Origin of the sequence: Coleofasciculus sp. H7-2 (genome assembly GCF_042747725.1) — a bacterium.
GTDB lineage: Bacteria > Cyanobacteriota > Cyanobacteriia > Cyanobacteriales > FACHB-T130 > FACHB-T130.
In genome coordinates, this window is record NZ_JBHZGO010000110.1 from 23,941 (window position 1) to 44,763 (window position 20,823).

Sequence of the window (20,823 nt, forward strand, 5' to 3'; positions counted from 1 at the left end):
TTATCTGCTCCTCAGAAGCCGAGATAGATTAGCTTTATAAACAGTTGCTTCTCTGTCAGAAATGTATTCTTCTAATGCTGGCGATAATTTTGAATTCCAGAACTGCGTAAGCTTATGCTCCAAAGCTTCTTGAACCCTTTCTTCTACTTCATTATCGATAAAGATTGCACAGGCATAGCGTACTAAAGCCTCAAATGCCTTATCGCTAATTTCTCCCTTAGAGTACGAATGAGAGAAGTAAGACAAAGTACCTTTGAGGCTCTCTACATTCAAAGCAGTAAAATTTGCTTGGTTTAAGGCTTCGTGTTTACTAAAGGCATATTTTGCTATTCCCGCAATTCTTTTATTTTCTAAAAACACAGGAATATTCCTCAAATTAAAAAATCCTTTGAACCCTATTCTATTTTTAGATTAACTGTGGAAATGAGTCAAGATGAAAAGGGCGCACTGCGGTGCGCCCCTACAGTTACCTCAAGGAGGAGGTACAAGCTTGTGCATCTTGCCAAAGCTTGAAGAGGAAGAATTCAGCGCGATCGCTCATTGCAGTCACAAAAACACCCTCTCCATTTTTTGAGCCTCCATCCACCCAACTACCATACAGGCAGACTTCAACGTACTCGGCATCGCAAGCACACAAGCCAATAATTTCCGAACCTTCCCGCTGCGCTTCATCTGCCAACCGTCCGATTTCTGGCAAACAAGCCGGAAGCAAGAAGCAAGCGGTGCTGGGTTCGACGGAGATGGGGGTACCCACTCGCAGCGCCAAAATCACCCGCCGTGCCACCCACTCTTCTAGAGATTGAGCTAGACACTCCAAGTAAAAGCCGTTTTCGGTGTAAGTTAATTTCAGCATTGCTTGGTGTCTCCTTACAAATCCAGGTGATCGTGCTGTTCGCGCCAGAACTGTTCGGCAAAGGCAACAGCAGGGTGCATGGGGGCTTTAGGCTGGGTGCGGAGGGGCATTCCCGCTTGAGTAGGAGTGCGATCGCCCTTGCGTTGATTGCACCTTTCGCAGGCGATAACTACATTGTCCCAGGTGTGTTTTCCGCCCTTTGATAAGGGAAGGACGTGATCGATCGTCAACTGTTTCGTGTTGCCGCAGTATTGGCAGGTGTGATGGTCTCTCCGCAGCAATTCCCGACGGTTCACTGGGGGAACCTTCCAAACTCGCTCTGCACTCGTGACGGTGAGGCGAATTTGTTCTGGCACATCGATCACCACGCTGGGCGATCGCACTTGCCAGCCAGCTGCATCGCTAAACTGCAAAGGTTCGGCTTTACCACCGATCAATAGAGCGATCGCTCGCTTAATATTGACCCGGCTCATGGGCAAGTAGTTCTGGGAAAATACAACTACCGACCTACCTAACACGTCAGTTGCGCTTGTCACGACTTGGCTCCTCATACAATTAACCCCCGCCTCTGGTAATTAGAAGCGGGGGCTGGAAAAACTTTTTGAGTCTTCTCGTCCTATGTTGGTACAGCTACTTTTAGCCTGTACCTCCCGCTTGGTTTGTTTAGTTCGGGTTCTGCAAACCGCAGACTCCCACTATTATGGCGCTCCAAATTTTTATCAATCTCCCTACCTTGCCCCTGGCAACCATATCCACCCATAAAAAGAAACTCCACGCCCGCACCGACTGATTCCCAACCCGTTAAGGAGTAGGAATCGCTGGCTGATGAGATGGAGAAAGCAGGTGTATGTCTCACAGGAAGGCTTCTTGAATGGTTTAACTTGAATGTGGCTTTCAATATACTACACTTGTATTACTAATCTGTCCACAAATTTTAGGAGAAAAATCATGCGTACCCTACCTCGCACCTCAACTACTGAAATGGAAGTCACCAGCATACGCTTGGAGAGAGAACTGAAGGAAGAACTCAAGGAACTCGCAGGTCATCAGGGATATCAAGCTTTGATTCGAGATATCCTCTGGAACTACGTGCAGCAGAAATCCGATGATTATAAACCTCAATTCTCCAGGTCTGATATCCTCTCTAGCGTTCCCGCCACAGCGCAGCAAGAACAACGCTGTGTACTGACGGGCAAGTTTATCCGACCGCAGGAGCCAATGCTGTTAGGATTTACCAATCATGGCGATCTGGTTCCTTTAAGTATTGAGAGTTTGTCATCGAGATAGGCTTTTGGTGTCTTCAAATTAGCGTTAGTACAGCATAAACAAAAGCGATCGCACTCTACCCCAGTACAAGGTAAAAAGTGCGATCGCTCACCAGCTCTTAGCTAATCGTTAATTATTCATTGCTATTAGCTGCTTAGACATCCTGTTCGCTTAAATCGCGGGTCATGTGGTCAAAGGGCTGATCCACAAATGCTGTATTTGTAACCCCAGCCGCTGCCACTTGTTCTTTCACAATGTCCTTCATGATTTGGATGCCCATCACGGTGGGGCCAATCGGCACTCCCAACGAGTTGTAAGTTTCCCGAAGACCTTGCAGCACCCGCTCATCCAGCACATTCGTATCACCTGCAACCAACGCATAGCTGGCATAGCGCAGGTAATAGTCCATATCCCGCAGACAAGCAGCATAGCGACGAGTCGTATATGCATTCCCGCCTGGTTGAATCAGTTCCGGCAGTTCTTCAAACAGCCGTGACCCCGCCTGCTTCACAATCGAAGCTGCATTGGAGTTAATCACAGCAGCCGCCTGGACTCGTGCTGTGCCGGTTTCAAAATAGGATTTCAGGGAATCTACGGCATTGCGATCCAGGTAACGACCCGTAACATCGTAATTCTTAATCAGGTTTGTGACTGCGTCGCGCATGAAATTGCTCTCCCAACAACAAGCTATATAGATGATTTTCTATTGTTTAGTGTGCTGTTGCATACCCAGTTTCTAGGGTGTAGTGTACAACAACAAACACTTTCACTAGCATATCTCCATCTCCACAAGCATCTTCACTAATGTTGAGAGCGATCGCTACAATTTTTAGAGAGCAATTTTTTCCGGGGTGATGCTGCAAGCCCTCTGGCGCATCAGGTTGCCATCCCGTGACTGACCCGTAGAGCTAGCTTTTCGACGACGGCTCACCGGCTTCAACCAACAGACGCCTCTCATCGGCACTGGCAGTAATGTCAGCTCTTCTGGATATCGCGGCTGCGGATCGTTGAGCAACCAGATGGGCGGCACCATCATCGGGTCATATTCAGCAATAATATCAACTACTCCAGGACGCTGCTTTAGCTCCACTCTCGTCCCAGGTCGATACTCAAATGCCTCTTGTTGGTCAAAATCTTGCTCAAAATCCGTATTTAAATTAAACATCATGCTTCCCCCCGCACAAAAGTAGCAAAAGCTACTGATTAGTAAAATTGTTGCTGTATATGAGATTCTTTTGTAAATCTTGCTACAAATTTTAACTTTTTATAGTTCCGGGATCAATCCGGACTCCCCTATTCTGTATAGCTGAATACAAAATCTCCTGGCACCTATCCCTAGGATGATCCAGTACATTGATGCCTTCCGTCTTGAAAAAAGGCTGAAGACTGTTAGCGTAGCGGCGCATAAGCGCGGACAGGGGATTGAGTGGGAGAGTTCTTGAGATGGGCAAAAGGGGAGAAAAAAGATTTTCAGCCAGGAAAGTTGTACTTCTGGATAGGGAAGTCTCACCTGAAAAGGCTTGCTTTCAATCCAGGTTCTACCCATCTGGACTTGACGATTCACCAACCCTGGCGATCGCTCTTACTGTTTTTTCTGCTTTCCAGACTGAGCCAGCTTAGAAATTAAGGAGTCCGTCATAATGTTCCAGACCCCGCAAGAATTTTTGACTTACGTCAAAGAAAAAAACATCCAGATCATTGACCTCAAGTTCATCGATATGCCGGGTATCTGGCAGCATTTGTCGATGTATCAGAACCAAATTGACGAAAGTAGCTTCACCGAGGGCGTACCCTTTGATGGCTCCAGTATCCGGGGTTGGAAAGCCATCAACGAATCAGACATGGCGATGGTGCTAGATCCGACAACTGCCTGGATCGACCCATTTATGGCAGAGCCGACTTTAAGCATAGTCTGTAGCATTATCGAACCCCGGACGGGCGAACCTTACAGCCGCGACCCCCGCACTATTGCTCAGAAGGCAGTAGACTACCTAATTTCTACCGGCATTGGCGATACAGCCTTCATTGGTCCAGAAGCTGAATTCTTTATCTTTGATGATGTCCGCTTTGACCAAAACCAGCATGAAGGCTATTACCACGTAGATTCCGTGGAGGGACGTTGGAATTCTGGTAAAAAAGAAGAGGGTGGCAACCTCGGTTATAAACCCCGCTACAAAGAGGGTTATTTCCCAGTCGCGCCGACGGATACCTCGCAAGATATGCGGACAGAAATGCTGCTGACGATGGCGAAGTGCGGGGTGCCGATTGAAAAGCACCACCACGAAGTTGCTACCGGCGGTCAGTGCGAACTTGGTTTCCGCTTCGCAACTTTGGTGCAAGCTGCTGACTATCTGATGACTTACAAGTACGTCATCAAGAACGTTGCCAAGAAATATGGCAAAACAGTCACATTCATGCCGAAGCCACTGTTTAACGACAACGGTTCTGGGATGCATACCCACCAGTCGATTTGGAAGGATGGACAGCCGCTATTCGCAGGCGATAAGTACGCTGGCTTAAGTCAAATGGCGTTGCACTACATCGGTGGCATCCTCAAGCACGCACCGGCGCTGTTGGCTTTGACCAACCCCACGACCAATTCTTACAAGCGCTTGGTGCCCGGTTTTGAAGCACCCGTGAACTTGGCTTACTCCCAAGGCAACCGTTCTGCCTCGATTCGGATTCCGCTGTCTGGTACCAATCCTAAAGCCAAGCGCTTAGAGTTCCGTTGTCCGGATGCGACTTCTAACCCCTACTTGGCATTTGCTGCCATGCTCTGTGCGGGTCTAGATGGTATCAAGAACCAAATTGACCCCGGCGAATCCTTGGATAAGGATATTTACGACCTGACCCCAGAGGAACTGGCGAACGTTCCTTCCACCCCAGGATCTCTCGAAGGTGCCCTGGAGGCATTGGAAAGCGATCACGCTTTCTTGACCGAGACTGGCGTGTTCACCCCAGACTTCATCCAAACTTGGATTTCATACAAGCTCGATAACGAAGTCAACCCGATGCGGCTGCGCCCCCATCCCTACGAGTTCGCTCTCTACTATGATTGCTAATTCCTCATTTACTCGATGGGAATGCAAATTGTGTGGAGGCAAAGCCTGACATTTTTGCTAGGCTTTTGCTTCTAATGCAGACTCTGCCTCCTGATTGTCTGACAAATCTCGGATGTGTAGGCTCTCTTTGAGTTCACGTTCCCCAGCACTGGTTTAGTTTGTTGGGTTTCGCTTACGCTCTACCATTCCCTACGATTTTTAAAGGGTTTCAGGAGTTTTGGATAGTCTTTCAGTCTGCCTCCCTTAAAGCGTTCCAAGCTGTAGAAATGGGGAAACCCCATCCTGAAAAACGCTTAATCCCTAGCCCGCCACCCTTAGGGGTGGCTCTTTTTCTTGTCCCACTGGAGACAGATGGCAGTTGGAAAAACTGCGTTAACATAAAAAATATGTCTTAACAAAAAGACATATAATTGCTCAGCTTTTTCATAGTCATACTCAGTTTTCAGCACCCCTTGTTAGCCTCTATGCAGTCAACCTCAAACCTTGACCCAGCAACTACTATTACTGAGACTCTAACCAAGCTGACCTATCAGACTTTTCAGCAAGGCAAAAATTACTTTGGTTTAGCTCATAAAATATTAAATTCGCAGTTGCTGAATTTAATTTCTCCTCAGGTAGAGGTGAAAACCAAACCGATTCCGCCAGATGTTATACAAAAACTGAAACAAAGGCACGATCGGATTATCGAAGCTGATTGGCAGGATGCCGAGCGAGGTGTATATCCCGCTAGCTTACTGTTTGATAACTCATGGAGCGATTTTTTCCGCTATTATCCGATGGTTTGGCTGGATACGCTGCAAATACATCAGCGGGCTAAACAGAAGCGGTATCAAGAATTTTCGCCAAACATTTCTACGGATGGTTATCCTAGCTACTACCTGCAAAACTTCCATCATCAAACTGATGGTTACTTAAGTGATTGGTCAGCCAATCTCTATGATTTGCAGGTAGAAATTCTTTTTGGTGGCACGGCAGATGCGATGCGGCGACGGATTCTCGCGCCATTGAAACAAGGGCTGAAAGCTTTTGATTCTATTCCACCCAGACAAATTCGCATTCTCGATGTGGCTAGTGGAACGGGGCGCACTTTGAAATTAATCCGGGGCGCTTTGCCTGAAGCATCTCTGTTTGGGATAGATTTGTCACCCGCTTACTTGCGGAAGGCGAATCAGTTGTTATCTGAAAATCCTGGAGAATTGCCCCAACTCCTACAAGCGAATGCTGAGAAAATCCCCTACGTGGATGAGCATTTCCATGCGGTTACTTGCGTGTTTCTCTTCCATGAGCTTCCGGCAGCGGTGCGTCAGCAGGTAATCGAGCAGTGCTACCGAGTCACGAAACCGGGTGGAGTCTTTATTATCTGCGACTCGATTCAGGTCAGCGATGCTCCAGACTTGATGCCACTGATGGAAAACTTTCCAGAAACATTCCACGAGCCGTACTACAAACATTACATTAGGGATGATTTGGTGAAACGGTTGGAGAAAGCAGGCTTTGAGAATATTTCGACTGAAGTTCATTTTATGAGCAAGTATTTGATTGCTCATAAGCCGGTTTCTGACAAGACAACGGCTTTAGATGGAGAACAGTCTTTAAGCGATCGCCAACTAATGGTTTGAAACGCGGGTGTCGAGAAGCAGTAGAAGCAGACGAAACCCGTGCTAACGCTCGTTACTAGGGTGGTCTACCCGTCCTGGTAACGAGAATAAAAGGAAGAAGTTAAAGGCGAGAGCGATCGCCTATGCGGCGATGATTGGGCTACTTATTGGGCTACTTAACGTTTGAAAACAAAAAACTAATCTTTAGAGGTGTCCTCCAAATGTGCCTCTAAACGATAGAGTTGGTCTAGGCAAACCGCAAAACGATAAGCAGAAGGTATTATGACCACCAACCAGCCTGCTGTGGAAAGTGTTTCCACCCAAGGACTGTCAACTGAGGATATAGTTACCAATGAGCTGATCGAGGATGCAACGGTAGTCAACTATGTTGATGTGATTCAAACCGTTATCTCCAGCCTGGATCAGGACGATACGGCAATGGTGAGCCGTGGCGAAGACAGCAGCTATCTTTGGAAATTTAAGTACGGTAGCGTTGAGGTGTTTGTGCAACTCACGGGTATCACTGAGGAGGATACTTTCACCGTTTGGTCTTATGTCCTGAAGCTACCTGCCACGAACGAACCGCTTTTGATGCGGAAACTTCTGGAAATGAATTGGTCGGACACGTTTGAATCCCGTTTTGGCATTGTGGATAACCAAGTGGTAGTGCTAACATCTCGCACTGTCGCAGAGCTTTCTCCCGGAGAAATTTCCCGCGCTGTCACCGTTGTAGCAACGATTGCAGATAATAACGACGAAGCTTTACAAGCTGAGTTTGGTAGTTAGTCATTGGTCATTGGTCATTGGTTTTAGGCAAATGACAAATGACCAATAACTGCTATTGGCGTTTGATTCCGCTGCTGGAAGCGTCAGGTCGTGTCCAGATGGCAATCGACCGATGGTTACTGGAGCAGCACCATCTGGGTTTGCATCCCCCAGCCTTACGGTTTTACACCTGGTCTCCAGCGGCAATTTCCCTGGGATATCATCAACACCGCTTGCCTGCATCTTGGCAGCAGCTAGCTGCGGCGGGTGTAGTAGATTTGGTGCGGCGTCCGACTGGCGGACGAGGAGTGCTGCACCAGGGCGATTTAACCTACATGGTGGTAACGTCGGGACTAGCTGGCAGTCCCATCCAAGCGTACCAGGAAATTTGTGAGTTTTTGATTCAAGGATGGCGATCGCTTGGTTTAGAATTGCACTACGGTTCGGCAGGACGGGGTTACATTCAAAATCCCAATTGTTTTGGCACCGCTACGGGTGCCGATTTAGTTTTAGCGGATAATTCTAAATTAATTGGTAGCGCCCAGATGAGGCGAGGCAATACCATTTTGCAGCACGGATCGATGCGTTTGTCGCCGGACGCCACGCTGTTTGAGCAGGTGTTTGGCGAGGCTGTGACGCCGATCAAGCTACCGATTAATCAACAGGGAGAGGCGCTAATTCCCACAGTTGTAGAAGCCTTGACGGTAGCAGCTAGCGATTGTTTTGGTGTCGAGATGCGGGTGCAGCCTTTATCAGAAGAGGAGTGGCAGGAAATTTTGGCGCAGCCAGAATTAGCGATTTCCTCACAGAATAAATATGGACAATGCTAACGCTACTAACTCTAAGGTCGGATAACTCGGTGCATATCTAGAACTGGCGGGGCAATTTCTGTTTGCGTCAACAAATCGTGAACTTGTCCCCGGTGGTGTGTCTGATGATTAAAAAAGTGTGCGATCAACAAATCAACCGGATCGATATAGATATTTCCTTGGTTATTGCGGTACTCGATCGTACCGCTCAAGAATTCGTCGTTTAAACTAGCCGCGAAGGCTTCGATGCGCTCATCTTCTGATATACGCGCTTTTGTAAGCTGGTCGAAATCCTCATAGAGAATCGCGTTGAGTCCGGTGGAGGGGACTTCTTTGCCCTCAAACCGCGACAACCAGATGCGATCGCCTACCATGATGTGATTAAGCGTCCCGTGAATACTTTTGAAAAAAGCGGGTCTGGTGCGCTTACGTTCTACATCGTCCAGCCGAGTGCAAACTTCATAAAGTCTGCGATTTGCTAGCGTGTTGTAGCGTGCGAGCATCTGGAAGTGCTGTATGAGCATATTCAGACTCGTTTCCTAGTGTCATCCTAGTGTCAATTAATCAGTTGTTGATTTTGCGATCGCTTGTAACTGCAAACTCGGCGGATAGGTGCCCTCTGCCTTGACGCGCTTGATTTCTGCATCGGAAATGAGTAAATTTAGCTTCGATGCCACAGCGCGGACAATATCGCCCCGGTCGATAATACCGGCGACTGTCCCAGCGGGTGAGAGGACAGTCATCCAATTTAACTGCTTGGCTTCGATGCAGTTAATCACTTCCACCAAGGGCATTTTCTCTTCAACAGTGGCAATTTCCGTCAGGGGATGCACAATACTATGCAGATTTTGAGTTTCCCACAGACTACGCTCTACAAAATGCAAATCTTCAACAGAGACTAAACCGCGATAGCGACCTTCACTCGCCGCAAAGTAAACCGGAAAGTGAGAGGCAACTGTTGCAACTTCCAGAATGTACTCATCGGCAAACTGGCGCAAGGTCTTATTTGCATCCACAACCCGAAATTCTTGGGTCATGGCGTCTTTAGCCACTATCTGGAGCAAGGATTCTTGGAGGGTGGTCATTCGGTCGTAGGAACGGGCATTGCGAATACCAAACCAGCCGAGTAAGGCAATCCAGAAGCCACTGAACCACTGATCCTGGAACGCAATAATCGACATTCCCACAGCGATCGCTCCCCAACCTAAAATTAAACCGCTTTTGGCTGCCCAACGGACGCCCTGAAAGCGATTTCCGGTGAACTTCCACACGGCTGCTTTCACAACTTGTCCGCCATCTAAGGGGAGACCGGGAATCAGGTTAAATAATGCCAAGATTAAGTTAATCTTCGCCAAGTCTAATGCCATGACCTGCACGATACCGGATATTGGCAGCCCATGAGCCAGTAGGTTAAATAGCAAATACAGCACTAAGCTAACCGCAGGACCAGCGATCGCCACTTGAAAGGCTGCGCCTGGGGTTTTGGATTCCCGGTCAATCGCCGCAATCCCGCCAAATAGAAATAAAGTAATCGAATTTACTTCGATGCCTTGCGATCGCGCGACTAAACTGTGACCCAGTTCGTGCAGTAAAACCGAGCCAAACAGCAACAAAGCCATTAATAATCCCGCACCCCCGCCTAGCACTGGCCCCAATACTGGTGAGAAATCCAGGGCGTTCGCAAAGGCGATCAAAGCTAAAATAAAAAACCACGAATAATCTATAAATAGCGGAATTCCGAATAGAGAGCCAACTCGCCAAGCTGCCTGCATTAAACTTTCCTATTCTTACCCTGCACTTACCAGGATATACGACGGCTCTTGTAGAAGGTTGAACGATGACTAATGAAGCGTGAAGTAGGAGAGTGAGCCTTGCCTACAATTAGGGCAATTGGCGAGCAGTGCCCACCCTACCAACTTCACTTAAAAGACAGTTATTATCGAGACGCGATGGTTTCTACAGGAGACCCGTGTTAGTCAGTCCCAAGATGGCACCTGTTCCCAGGATGTGACCAAAACTCAGACCCGCAATAAATTGAGCGAGGCTAAAGTTGTTGCCAAAACCGGGAAGCACGAAAGGCAGTTTGGGGCCAACTCCCGGCTTTTGGACGGCATTGCGGGCAACGAAAAGACCCAGAATGTTGAAAACAGCCATGACAATGAATACAGAGGGACTGAATGCTGGTGTTGGAGGAACAGTCGGCTGCACTGCTGCAAGTAAACTTGCAAGTAAACTTAAGTCAATCAATTTCTTTTCTCCTGCATTGATAAAATTAGCAACGAAGGGATTATAAAACGCGGCGGGAACTCTTTATTCTTTCTTATGGATGAGCTAAATTTTTAAGTCACCCAAAGCAGAAACAATTGCCTTTTAAAGGGCACCCGCGTTCGTTAATCCTAGGATGACGCCTGTTCCAATAATGTGACCGAAACTCATTGTCGCTAGGAGTTCAGGCAAGGTAAAATTGCGGAACAAAGCGGGCTTATCTAGAGGAAGGTCTGGCCCTATTCCTGGCTTCTGGATAGCAAAGCGACCGATGGCAATCGCCAACAGGTTGCACAGAATCATCACCAATCCGACAGTTGGAGTCCACGATGGGGTCGCGGGAACGGTAGATTGTAAGGCAGCTAGTATCGTCAAGTGAATCAAGTTCTTGTCTCCTGCTTTGACACAAATATCAAAACACAAAGTATTATAGAAACCTCTTAGTAAAAAGCCAGAATTTGTTTTAACAGTTAACAGTTATATTAATTTTTGATACAAATCGAAAAAAATTCAATGCGAGTCAAGATTTGCGGGATTACCAAACCAGATCAAGGGCAAGCGATCGCGCAACTGGGAGCAACCGCCCTGGGATTCATTTGCGTGTCCTCCTCCCCGCGCTACGTGAGTGCATTTCAAATCCGTGCCGTGATGGAACGGCTACCCCCTGACATTGACCGGATTGGCGTCTTTGCCAACACGACGCCGGAAGAAATCTCTCAATGTGTCGCTGTTGGGAACTTGACAGGCGTGCAGTTACATGGTATGGAAACGCCAGAATTTTGCCATCAGTTGCGCCAGTTGCTGCCCAGCGTGGAAATCATCAAAGCGCTGAGAGTGCAAACCTCAGAGGATTTAACTCAGGCAGATGCGTATGCAGAGTGTGTGAATACCTTGTTGCTGGACGCCTATCATCCTCAAATGTTGGGAGGCACTGGCAAAACGCTGGACTGGGAGAACCTGCGACAGTTCCATCCTAGCTGCCCCTGGTTGCTTGCCGGGGGCTTGACACCAGATAATATTTTGGACGCGATCGCTCAACTGCATCCTAGCGGCATTGATTTATCTAGTGGCGTCGAGCGATCGCCTGGGGATAAAGATTTAAATAGAGTTGCGGATTTGTTTGAGAAACTGCGGGGAACACGGTTCAAGTTGTAGGGTAGCTTCAGGCGATGGCAAAAGAGCGAACTGACTTTTTCTGCGCTTCGCTATCGCCTCCTGCTAATGGGTGAACAGCTAGAACGATATCAAACCGATCCAGTTAGTTTACCCGACCGTGCGAAGTAACAAGCACTTTCTTAAAAGTACTTTGGAGATGTAGAACACCAACAAATCCAAAGGACTCCACATCATGCTTGCTAACGAATCAAATCAAACTTTCACGAATCAAGCTCAGTTTAATAAACCCGTTCTGGGATTAGGTAGCTCTGGATCGGCAGTTAGAGAATTGCAACAAATATTAACTGAAAAGTGCGCTTATTTCGGAGTTATTCACGGAATTTTTAATGAAGAAGTAGAGTATGCCGTCATTGTTTTCCAAAATTGGGTTTTTCTCAAAGAAGATGGCATTGTAGGACCGTTGACTTGGCAAGCGCTTTATACAGGCGCTCCGGTTAATATGCCAATGCTGAAACGGGGCGCTAAAGGTGAAGCGGTGATTACACTTCAGCAGGTGCTATTTGTAGCAGGTGATTTTAACGATCAAATTAACGGCGTATTTGGACCGCACACCGATGCTGCTGTTAGATTCTTCCAAAAACGCAACGGTTTAGTAGTAGACGGAATTGTCGGTGAAAAGACTTGGTATGCTCTTTCTCAAGTGCGTCAGCAAATGGGGGGATGCTGAGTTTAAAAACCATTTTGTTTTTTGTTTGCAACATATAGATTTCTTAGCCCTGCAATTGATTGGGGGGTTGGGGAAATCGTTAATGTAGCGCCTCATAACCAAATGGTATAAAAACCCGATTCATTATACGTTGTCAGGACACGGCAGTGCCGTGTCCTCACTTTGAGAAATCAGGAGTTTTTCTCTTTAGTAGAAGCGAGGTCTCCCCGCTCTTACTGCAAACAACGCTTAAAAGAAAGCGGGTTGGTGGCGAATCAAATTGAGAAACTCTTCACGAGTTTTTTGCTCATCCTGAAACACACCGACCATTGCACTGGTAACAGTCCAAGAACCGGGCTTCTGGACGCCCCGCATTACCATACACATATGGGTAGCTTCCATAACAACGGCGACTCCCTTTGGCTCAAGGATCGCCTGCACCGCTTCAGCAATCTGGCGCGTCAGCCGTTCCTGTACCTGCAAGCGGCGGGAATACATCTCAACGATGCGGGCAAGCTTGCTCAAGCCCACCACTTTTTGGTTAGGGATATAGGCGACGTGCGCCTTACCCATAAATGGCAGCATATGGTGTTCGCAGAGGCTAAAGACATTGATATCCCGGACGAGAACCATCTCGTTGTGACCCTCATCAAAGATAGCTCCGTTGACAAGGTCTTCTAGCGACTGAGTATAGCCACTGGTTAGAAACCGCATTGCTTCTGCTACTCGCTTAGGCGTCTTGAGCAAGCCTTCCCGTTCCGGATCTTCGCCCACTCCCAGTAGCAGGGTTTTTACAGCACTCATCATCTCATCGTTGAGTTCTTCCGGAGGTGGCTGCAAATTGGGTTCTCTACCATTCATTGTGTTGCGGTCAGGTCGCGGGGGAGCAATTTTGGCGCTCAAATCGCCTGATGGGTTAGAGCCACTAGAACCGAAGGAAGAAGCAGTAGTCATGATTCAGTCTATGTTAGGGTTTGGAGTGGTTAACAGAGTGATGAATTTTGAGCGCTGAGTGATGAGTTAGTTAGGGATTTTTGGAGACTGTTGAGTGATGAATTCAGGTTTTAACTTATAATTTAAAACTCAACACTCATAAAACGCCAGCGTTCGGCATTAAGGTTAATTCCGCGATCGCTGCCTGTTCTGGCACGAGAGCCATATGCAGAATCGACTGGGCAACGATTTCTGGTGTTAACATGGCTGAACGGTTCAGATCGGCTTGAACCGTTTGTGTGTCCCAAAGTGGGGTATTGACAGCACCAGGAGAGATAGTCACAACGCGAATGCCTTTGGCACGTTCCTCTGCTGCGAGGGTTTTAGATAAGGCAATTAGAGCAGCTTTGCTAACGTTGTAGGCACCCCAGCCAGGAAAAGGTTGCTGACCGGCAATTGATGCCACATTAATAATTATCCCAGAGCCGCGATCGCGCATGGAGGGCAAAATTCCCTGGATACACTGAAACGCGCTGGTAAGATTTAGGTCAATCACTCGCTGCCAGTCTGATAAAGGTGTTGACATAATCTCGCCGGTGTAGCCCATACCGGCATTGTTAACCAGAATATCAATCGGGCCAAAAGAGTCAGCGATCGCGAAGACCTTTTCTCTTACCTGCTCAATATCGGCCAGATCCAGGGCATAAGCTTTCGCTTTCACGCCTGTCTTAGCGGCAGCTTCCACGACTGCCTCTAATTTAGACTCAGAGCGGCTTACTAAAGCCACATGGATTCCCGATGAGGCAAACGCCAAAGCTGTCGCCTTGCCAATCCCACTACTGGCTCCGGTAATCAAGGCACGCCGTTCGATTGGAGAAGTCATCAATTCTTCCCATATTCTTTGATTAGGTAGCCATCAGCTCTCTAGCTTACCTTTCCCGTTCGGTTTGGCTACCCTGTAGGAAAGCGAAAAAGCTCAAGCGATCGCTTAGGGGAACGCTTACTACGTACAGTTCTCCTTTTTAGAGTCGTTGTCGATGACGGGTTCGCTCATCTCCGTTAATTGCTTGCCAGCTAATCGCTAATTTCTTAGAAAGCAACTTGTCTAAACTGAGAAACTTGTAATAATTTGTTACCTTGTTAATTATACCACTCGTCACAGCGTCTTCTAGGGTCAACCTGCGTTAGGCAGAGATTTCTGTAAAAACACCGATGCTCCGAAACTTTTGATAACGTAGCTCCCGCCGCTGTTGAGCAGTCATCTGGGAGAGTTCTTCTAAGTTTTGCAACAGAGCGTCTTTTAAGATGGCAGCTGCCTGAAGCGGCTCACCATGAGCGCCGCCAACAGGTTCGGGCAACAGAACATCAAGAATGCCTAAGCTTTTCAAATCCCAAGCAGTAATTTTTAGCGCTGCGGCTGCTTGGGGAGCTTTGGAGACATCTTTCCACAAAATCGCGGCACAAGCTTCGGGGGTCGCAACAGTATAAACTGCGTGTTCAAACATTAATAGTCGGTCGCCGACGCCAATTCCCAACGCGCCGCCGGAACCGCCTTCCCCGATGACGGTGCAGAGGATCGGGACATCCAGGCGGAACATCTGCCGCAAATTATAGGCGATCGCTTCTCCCTGTCCCCGTTGCTCCGCTTCCACACCAGCCCAAGCTCCCGGCGTATCGATAAACGTGAGAATCGGCATTCCGAAGTGGTTGGCGTGTTCCATTAACCGTAGCGCCTTGCGGTAGCCACCTGGAGCAGGCATCCCAAAATTACGGGCGACATTATCCTTGGTATCGCGCCCTTTTTGATGACCCAGCATCACGACGGGACGCCCCCCCAGACGAGCCACACCCCCAACTAAAGCCGGATCGTCATTCCCACCGCGATCGCCATGTAGTTCCATCCATTCATCACTCATCGCCTGGATGTAGTCTAATGTACTGGGACGCCGAGGATGCCGAGCCAGTTGCAGTCGCTGGGACGGGGATAAACTATTGAAAATCTCCTCACGAAGTTGCACTGCTCGTGCCTCCAACTGACGAATCTGATCGGAGACATCGACGTCCTGATCTTCTGCAAGTTCGCGAATTTGGTCAATTCGTGCCTCTAGTTCGGACAGAGGCTTTTCAAAATCTAGAAGTAACGGCTTGCGCTCAGGATTTGCCACCTTAAGGATTTCTATAACCTATAACATTGAGTACATTATCTCAACATCCTACCTTGTAGAGTATGCACGAAATCGAAATCTACCTTGACGCTCCGATTTTTGCCCGCTTGAACCTGAGCGAACTACCCTAAAATCTCGCCGGAGACGATACAGCAGGTAGTAGCTGACGACAAACAAGTGATTTTGCCTTGAAATGGCAAAGATATAGCCGTTTTAGTGCTAATTGAAGATTTAGCCTTAATTGAACTGACTTTTCCCGCTAAGTTCTAAAAGCTTCCATATAGTGTGACTTTTCTCTAGTCTTTATTATCAACAGCTTGTTGTTAATGAAAAGAAGGACGAAAGAATCAGACTTTGGTGCAGTCGTCTTGCAAGCGAACTGACAAGTCAGCGCTTCGCTATCGCACTCTCAAAAAGATAACGCGAAAACTCAGAAATCACTCTTTCTAGAAACTGATTTCCGACTCAATCCTCCATAAATCAATCCTTAATTGGATTAAAGACTCCGGGAATGGCGGATTTACAGTTTGAGTCGCTTTCAGTCACAGTCTCTCGGTTTACTGGTAAACTTTGCCTGTCATTGCTTTGCCTTTGCTTACGCCTGTGCTACCGACTGGCTCCAGAGCGTAGTCCGGCTGCCGCTTCGCTATGTAAACTGGCTCTTCGCCAATCAAACCTCATTCCCAGTCGGAGACTGGGAATGAGAAACGAGAGTAAAGTTAATAACTCAACAGCGGTCGGAATCCGTGCCTCACGGACGCTTCACCGATTTGCTCCATCTTCTCTACGGTAATTTGATTGCGTCCCCAAGAAAAGTTGGTGTGCAACTTTTCAAATTCCAGTAGCATCGATTCGGCAAAACAGGCAAACAACTGGCGTCCCGGCACTTCCATCAAATTGACGATTTTCATAATCCGCCAGTCAATATCCAGGGAATGCTCCACAATGCCCCCATTGACGACGTAGACGCCCGGATGCTGAACTTTTGTTGACAGGTTTTTCGGATAGCCCCCATCAATCAGCAAACAAGGTTTTTTCAAAACCGTGGGGTCAATTTCGACACCCTTGGGCATACTGGCTACCCAAACTACAATATCAGCCAAAGGCAGCGCCTCTTCCAGTCCCATGATTTTGCCCCTGCCTAGTTCCGCCTGCAAAGCTTGCAATCGCTCTTGCTTACGGGCAATCAGCAACAGTTCTGACACCTCAGTTCGAGCATCTAGCCAGCGACAGACAGCACTGCCAATATCGCCTGTGGCTCCACAAATCGCCACAGTCGCTTTATTGAGATCAATGCCCAACTCTTTCGACACCTCTTCCAATTGGCGGCAGATAATGTAAGCCGTATGGGTGTTGCCGGTGGTAAAACGCTCAAATTCCAGTTTAATGTTGCGAACCTGCTTACTTTCATGCAGGTTGAATTCTTCAAAAATAATTGAGGAAAAGCCGCCAAGCGCGCTAATGTTAATGCCATGTTTTTGAGCATGAGCCATTGCGTTGAGAACTTTCCGAACTGCCGTCTTACCTCTCCCACTGGCAAGCATTTCTGGTACAAAGCAAGATTCCACATACCGACCTTCGATTTTTTGCCCGGTAATGCTAGTGACAGTGATGTGATCGACGATTTGGGGCGGAGCGCTGCACCAGAAATCTAGCCCTTGGTCGGCATATTCTGGGTAGCCAAGCTCTCTAGCGACAGATTGAGCGTGTTGCAAATTGGAAAGATGACCGATTAAACCAAACATGAACAGTTCTAACTACGCCTGTGGATTAGAGAAAAGAGAGTTAAAAGCGAAAAAATAGTTAAATACTTCTTAACAATAGTACAAAAAATTGCCGCTCTTCTGAGCGGCAGCTGGAAATTCATTTAAAAGGGCTGTTTTCTTGCCTTATAGAGAGCTAAAAGCTCGCATCAGGCGTTTACAAGCATGGGTTTTTGTTCGGGTGATGCTGGCATTATCGGATCGTAGCCTAGCTGTTGGGTAATCCGTTCTCTAGCTAAAAGGCGGTACTCCCAGAAATGCTCTCCAGCAGCACACAAGCCCAAGTACATATTTAAAAATTGAGGCTTTTTGCGTAGAATTACCCAAAGCTGTCGCCAAAATTGACCTCGAATTTCAGGTCGCCGAATGCCCTGATGCCAAATTAACTGGGCGACAAGCCGCAGTCCTTTGCCAGCGGGAAAGTACATATTTTGCGTTCTTCCTGTGGGCGGAACAATGTTGAGGCATTGGTGAAAACAGCGTCTGAGATAGTTCTGGGGTTCGTACATTGTCCAGAAGCCTTCTACATACTCTCTGGCAATTTCTGTCAGAGGTCGGCTGGGCGTAAAATTCATCAAGGAATTCTGATCGCCTACCTCGGTGACGCCAACTCCTTCTAATAAACGCTGCTCTTTTTGGAGCCGAGTCCACAGAGCCGTATTGGGCAAGGCTTGCAGAATGCCCAGCATGGGTTGAGGAATGCTGGTTTCTTCGACAAAGGCTTGAATGCGATCGCCAGCACCCGCGCGTTCTCCATCGAAGCCGAGAATGAATCCTGCATAAATTAGCAGTCCGGCTTCGTTGATCTTGCGACAGGCTTCTAAGAGCGGGCTGCGGGTATTTTGCAGCTTTCGAGTGACTTGCAGGCTGTCTTGATCTGGGGTTTCAATACCGAGAAAGACGGCGTAAAAACCGGCTTCTCGCATCAACTGTAACAATTCAGCATCCTCTGCTAAATTAACAGAGGCTTCGGTGATGAAGGTGAAGGGATAGTTGCGTTCCTGCATCCAAGGAATCAATTCTCGTAGCAGGCGCTTGACGTTGCGCTGATTGCCAATAAAGTTGTCATCGACAATGAACAGGGAACCCCGCCACCCTAATTCATAGAGGGTTTGCAACTCTGCCAAGGTTTGACTTGGTTCTTTGGTGCGCGGTTTGCGACCGTAGAGGCTGATAATGTCGCAGAATTCGCAGTTAAATGGGCAACCGCGAGAAAACTGGATTGCCATCATCAAGTAGGCATCCCGCTTCAGCAAATCGAAGCGAGGAAGGGGACTTAGCGTGACATCCGGCTTCTCGATGGAGCGAAAAACACCTTTTTCTTGACCTTGGGCGATCGCTTTCAAAAATTCTGGTACCGTTAATTCTCCTTCATCTAAAATTAGGTAATGCGCTCCCGAGGCGAGAGCGTCTTCAGGCACTGAGGTTGGATAAGGTCCTCCAACCGCCACCTTTTTACCCAACTGGACGGCTTTTTTGATCAGGAAGTGGAAATCTTCTCGTTGTGCCAGCATCGCCGATAGAATAACGATGTCGCACCACTCCCAATCTGCATCCGTCTCAGTCTTCACATTGCGGTCATAAAACTTGATTTCCCAATCTTTTGGCAACAGCGCTGCAACTGTGATAATTCCCAAGGGAGGAATGACCGCTTTGAGTCCAGCTATTTCCATAAAACGGTCATAAGACCAGAAAGACTGGGGAAAAGTGGGGGAGAGTAAAAGTGCCTTCATTGACTCCATCCTCAAACTAGATGACTTGGTTTCAGGCAATTCCCCACTCTTACTATTTCACTACCTGACTTGACATCCCCCGCAAGTTATACTAAGCAGCGGCAAGCCCGTAGGCTGACATCCGCATGATATCGCGGGTAGTAAAGCCAATATTGCTCAGCGCTTCGCCGTATTGAATCATGAAGTCTTCAACCAGGGATTCTTTTTCCATTCCCAGAACACTGGCATCCTTCTCGACTTCGTTGAGCATTCGCCAGACGATGGGAAGGTTCTGACGATTGGCTGCTTCAAGTTCTGCTTTGGATTCCTCGAAATGGTTTTTCAGCCAAACTTCACCGTAGTTGAGATGACTGTATTCATCTTTAACAACACCCTCAGTAATTTTACGGGCAAAGTCATCGGCAACGGGGATATAGATGTTGTAAGCAGCGATCGCAAAGCATTCGATAATCAAGGATTGAATCACCAAGCAGGTGACGATTCCACCTGCTGCTGCTGCATCTTGGAAATTTTGGTGTAGTCCCAAGAAGAACTTACGAGCAAATTCTATATCTGGCGTCACCTGAAGATTCCGCCCGCAGGCTTCAAATCCTTTCTTATGACGACTCTCCATTTTGGATAAGCGGATTAAGTCATCCCGATCATCTGGCAGCAATTCTCCCAGTTTGATGTAATTCTCATGAGCCTCTTGTTCGCCTTCAATCACAATCGCATTGATGCGGCTGTAAGCGTCTTTGTAGGTTTCGCTGTGGAAGTCAATTGCTAGGTTAGTCTCAAGCGACGGCATAAATCTCCTGTCTGCTCCTCACGAATAGGTCGATCCCAGACCGACCTAAAATTTCTGTGGAATAGTAATGTAACTTAATCTAATAATTGTACTGTACCTATCCTGGAGCCAAACGGGATCAGCCAATTTAAGTAAGTATTCATGCCTAACAAAAATCCAGAGGGTCGATTGCCAGTCACTCAGCCTTCCCAGCTTGCGAACCCGCTGTTGCTGTTGCTGGGCGCTTGTGTAGTGCTACTACCGCTTGGCATCGTCTTCCTTACCTCTTTTGACAAAGTGGGTGCGACGCCTGAAGGGAGCTTTTTACCATCCAATCTCAGCTTCGCCAACTATCGCGAAGCTTGGAGGCGCGGCAACTTTCTGTTAGCGTTTGCCAATTCAACCCTAGTAGCGCTAGCAGTGACTGGGTTTGGGACGATAACCTCTGCACTAGCCGGTTATGCATTGGCGCGGCTGAAATTTCAGGGGCGTCAGGCAATTCTGTTGATTGTCTTGGCTACGCTGGTGATTCCCTTTCAGCTGTTGGTGATTCCGATTTTTTTGGTTTTAAAGTGGGGACACTTGATCAACACTTACTGGGCGCTGATTTTGCCCACGGCGGCGAATGGATTTGGGATTTTTCTGTTGCGGCAGTATTTTCAAACCATTCCAGTGGAGTTGGAGGAAGCGGCGGCGCTGGATGGGGCGAACCGCCTGCAAATTCTGTGGCGGGTGATGCTACCGTTGTCTCGTCCGGCGTTGGTGACGCTGTTTCTATTCACATTTATTGGGGAATGGAACGATTTGTTTAAGCCGTTGATCTTTACGACGCGACCAGAGTTGAGGACGGTGCAGCTAGCTTTGGCAGAGTTTCAGGAGCAATTTACGAATAATTGGCCTTTGCTGATGGCGGCTGTCGTTATTGCTACCGTGCCTGTAGTGTTACTCTTTCTCGTTGGACAGCGTCAGTTCATTCGGGGAATTGCGGCGACGGGGATTAAGAATTAGTTTGACGATTGTAGG

25 protein-coding genes are annotated in these 20,823 nt (G+C 47.8%); 8 read left to right on the forward strand and 17 right to left on the reverse strand.

The window, feature by feature from the left end:
• The 3 genes from ACFW2W_RS24570 to ACFW2W_RS24580 form a co-directional block, all read right to left on the reverse strand.
• Window positions 1-360: a hypothetical protein gene (locus tag ACFW2W_RS24570; RefSeq protein ID WP_378184400.1), complete on the reverse strand. Its 360-nt coding sequence runs from the start codon at window positions 358-360 to the stop codon at window positions 1-3.
• A 106-nt stretch (window positions 361-466) separates the two neighbouring features.
• Entirely contained in the window at window positions 467-853 is a 387-nt protein-coding gene (locus ACFW2W_RS24575; RefSeq protein WP_378184401.1) for an alr0857 family protein, read from the reverse strand.
• Window positions 854-867: 14 nt separating this feature from the next.
• A complete protein-coding gene (locus ACFW2W_RS24580; protein WP_378184402.1) occupies window positions 868-1,389 on the reverse strand; it encodes an HNH endonuclease in 522 nt (173 codons plus the stop codon).
• A 412-nt stretch (window positions 1,390-1,801) separates the two neighbouring features.
• Between ACFW2W_RS24580 and ACFW2W_RS24585 the strand changes: the two genes are divergently transcribed.
• A complete protein-coding gene (locus ACFW2W_RS24585; RefSeq protein ID WP_378184403.1) occupies window positions 1,802-2,140 on the forward strand; it encodes a hypothetical protein in 339 nt (112 codons plus the stop codon).
• A 133-nt stretch (window positions 2,141-2,273) separates the two neighbouring features.
• On the opposite strand, the gene apcB is transcribed toward ACFW2W_RS24585, so the two are convergent.
• Genes apcB through ACFW2W_RS24600 form a run of 3 tightly spaced genes read right to left on the reverse strand, consistent with a single transcriptional unit; the run spans window position 2,274 to window position 3,287 of the window.
• Window positions 2,274-2,783, reverse strand: a complete 510-nt coding sequence (gene apcB, locus ACFW2W_RS24590; RefSeq protein ID WP_378184404.1) for an allophycocyanin subunit beta — start codon at window positions 2,781-2,783, stop codon at window positions 2,274-2,276.
• Window positions 2,784-2,829: 46 nt separating this feature from the next.
• The gene (locus tag ACFW2W_RS24595; protein WP_378184405.1) at window positions 2,830-2,982 is read right to left on the reverse strand and encodes a hypothetical protein; all 153 of its coding nucleotides are present in this window, start codon (window positions 2,980-2,982) and stop codon (window positions 2,830-2,832) included.
• A complete protein-coding gene (locus ACFW2W_RS24600) occupies window positions 2,949-3,287 on the reverse strand; it encodes a hypothetical protein (protein WP_378184406.1) in 339 nt (112 codons plus the stop codon). Before ACFW2W_RS24600 ends, ACFW2W_RS24595 begins: the two co-directional genes overlap by 34 nt.
• A gap of 472 nt (window positions 3,288-3,759) precedes the next feature.
• Between ACFW2W_RS24600 and glnA the strand changes: the two genes are divergently transcribed.
• From glnA to ACFW2W_RS24620, 4 genes are all read left to right on the forward strand, one after another.
• Complete coding sequence (glnA, locus tag ACFW2W_RS24605; RefSeq protein ID WP_378184407.1) at window positions 3,760-5,181, forward strand: type I glutamate--ammonia ligase; 1,422 nt, start codon at window positions 3,760-3,762, stop codon at window positions 5,179-5,181.
• 500 nt (window positions 5,182-5,681) lie between these two features.
• The gene (locus tag ACFW2W_RS24610) at window positions 5,682-6,800 is read left to right on the forward strand and encodes a class I SAM-dependent methyltransferase (RefSeq protein WP_378184657.1); all 1,119 of its coding nucleotides are present in this window, start codon (window positions 5,682-5,684) and stop codon (window positions 6,798-6,800) included.
• 261 nt (window positions 6,801-7,061) lie between these two features.
• Window positions 7,062-7,565, forward strand: a complete 504-nt coding sequence (locus tag ACFW2W_RS24615) for a YbjN domain-containing protein (protein WP_378184408.1) — start codon at window positions 7,062-7,064, stop codon at window positions 7,563-7,565.
• A 38-nt stretch (window positions 7,566-7,603) separates the two neighbouring features.
• Window positions 7,604-8,374 carry a biotin/lipoate A/B protein ligase family protein gene (locus ACFW2W_RS24620; protein ID WP_378184409.1) on the forward strand — a complete coding sequence of 257 codons (771 nt, stop codon included), beginning with the start codon at window positions 7,604-7,606 and terminating at the stop codon, window positions 8,372-8,374.
• Between the two features lie 11 nt (window positions 8,375-8,385).
• Here ACFW2W_RS24620 and ACFW2W_RS24625 read toward each other — a convergent pair whose 3' ends face one another.
• The 4 genes from ACFW2W_RS24625 to psaK (ACFW2W_RS24640) form a co-directional block, all read right to left on the reverse strand.
• Entirely contained in the window at window positions 8,386-8,877 is a 492-nt protein-coding gene (locus ACFW2W_RS24625; RefSeq protein WP_378184410.1) for a DinB family protein, read from the reverse strand.
• A gap of 36 nt (window positions 8,878-8,913) precedes the next feature.
• The gene (locus tag ACFW2W_RS24630; protein WP_378184411.1) at window positions 8,914-10,125 is read right to left on the reverse strand and encodes a site-2 protease family protein; all 1,212 of its coding nucleotides are present in this window, start codon (window positions 10,123-10,125) and stop codon (window positions 8,914-8,916) included.
• Between the two features lie 184 nt (window positions 10,126-10,309).
• The gene (gene psaK / locus ACFW2W_RS24635) at window positions 10,310-10,600 is read right to left on the reverse strand and encodes a photosystem I reaction center subunit PsaK (RefSeq protein WP_378184412.1); all 291 of its coding nucleotides are present in this window, start codon (window positions 10,598-10,600) and stop codon (window positions 10,310-10,312) included.
• A 123-nt stretch (window positions 10,601-10,723) separates the two neighbouring features.
• Window positions 10,724-11,002, reverse strand: coding sequence for a photosystem I reaction center subunit PsaK (gene psaK, locus ACFW2W_RS24640; protein WP_378184413.1), 279 nt, complete (start codon window positions 11,000-11,002; stop codon window positions 10,724-10,726).
• 129 nt (window positions 11,003-11,131) lie between these two features.
• On the opposite strand from psaK (ACFW2W_RS24640), the gene ACFW2W_RS24645 reads away from it, so the two are divergent.
• Together ACFW2W_RS24645 and ACFW2W_RS24650 are read left to right on the forward strand one after the other, a co-directional pair.
• The gene (locus ACFW2W_RS24645; RefSeq protein WP_378184414.1) at window positions 11,132-11,773 is read left to right on the forward strand and encodes a phosphoribosylanthranilate isomerase; all 642 of its coding nucleotides are present in this window, start codon (window positions 11,132-11,134) and stop codon (window positions 11,771-11,773) included.
• A gap of 193 nt (window positions 11,774-11,966) precedes the next feature.
• Window positions 11,967-12,461, forward strand: a complete 495-nt coding sequence (locus ACFW2W_RS24650; RefSeq protein ID WP_378184415.1) for a peptidoglycan-binding protein — start codon at window positions 11,967-11,969, stop codon at window positions 12,459-12,461.
• Window positions 12,462-12,689: 228 nt separating this feature from the next.
• On the opposite strand, the gene folE is transcribed toward ACFW2W_RS24650, so the two are convergent.
• The 7 genes from folE to ACFW2W_RS24685 form a co-directional block, all read right to left on the reverse strand.
• Window positions 12,690-13,394 (reverse strand): GTP cyclohydrolase I FolE, encoded by a 705-nt coding sequence (gene folE / locus ACFW2W_RS24655; protein WP_378184416.1) that lies wholly within the window; start codon window positions 13,392-13,394, stop codon window positions 12,690-12,692.
• A gap of 136 nt (window positions 13,395-13,530) precedes the next feature.
• Window positions 13,531-14,256 carry an SDR family oxidoreductase gene (locus ACFW2W_RS24660; RefSeq protein ID WP_378184417.1) on the reverse strand — a complete coding sequence of 242 codons (726 nt, stop codon included), beginning with the start codon at window positions 14,254-14,256 and terminating at the stop codon, window positions 13,531-13,533.
• Window positions 14,257-14,395: 139 nt separating this feature from the next.
• Window positions 14,396-14,551, reverse strand: a complete 156-nt coding sequence (locus tag ACFW2W_RS24665) for a hypothetical protein (RefSeq protein WP_378184418.1) — start codon at window positions 14,549-14,551, stop codon at window positions 14,396-14,398.
• A gap of 6 nt (window positions 14,552-14,557) precedes the next feature.
• Window positions 14,558-15,538: an acetyl-CoA carboxylase carboxyl transferase subunit alpha gene (gene accA / locus ACFW2W_RS24670; protein ID WP_378184419.1), complete on the reverse strand. Its 981-nt coding sequence runs from the start codon at window positions 15,536-15,538 to the stop codon at window positions 14,558-14,560.
• 719 nt (window positions 15,539-16,257) lie between these two features.
• Window positions 16,258-17,283, reverse strand: a complete 1,026-nt coding sequence (locus ACFW2W_RS24675; protein WP_378184420.1) for a long-chain acyl-[acyl-carrier-protein] reductase — start codon at window positions 17,281-17,283, stop codon at window positions 16,258-16,260.
• A gap of 167 nt (window positions 17,284-17,450) precedes the next feature.
• Window positions 17,451-19,034 (reverse strand): B12-binding domain-containing radical SAM protein, encoded by a 1,584-nt coding sequence (locus tag ACFW2W_RS24680; protein WP_378184421.1) that lies wholly within the window; start codon window positions 19,032-19,034, stop codon window positions 17,451-17,453.
• 91 nt (window positions 19,035-19,125) lie between these two features.
• Window positions 19,126-19,821: an aldehyde oxygenase (deformylating) gene (locus ACFW2W_RS24685; protein WP_378184422.1), complete on the reverse strand. Its 696-nt coding sequence runs from the start codon at window positions 19,819-19,821 to the stop codon at window positions 19,126-19,128.
• Window positions 19,822-19,962: 141 nt separating this feature from the next.
• On the opposite strand from ACFW2W_RS24685, the gene ACFW2W_RS24690 reads away from it, so the two are divergent.
• Window positions 19,963-20,808, forward strand: a complete 846-nt coding sequence (locus ACFW2W_RS24690) for a carbohydrate ABC transporter permease (protein WP_378184423.1) — start codon at window positions 19,963-19,965, stop codon at window positions 20,806-20,808.
• The last annotated feature ends 15 nt before the right edge of the window (window positions 20,809-20,823 follow it).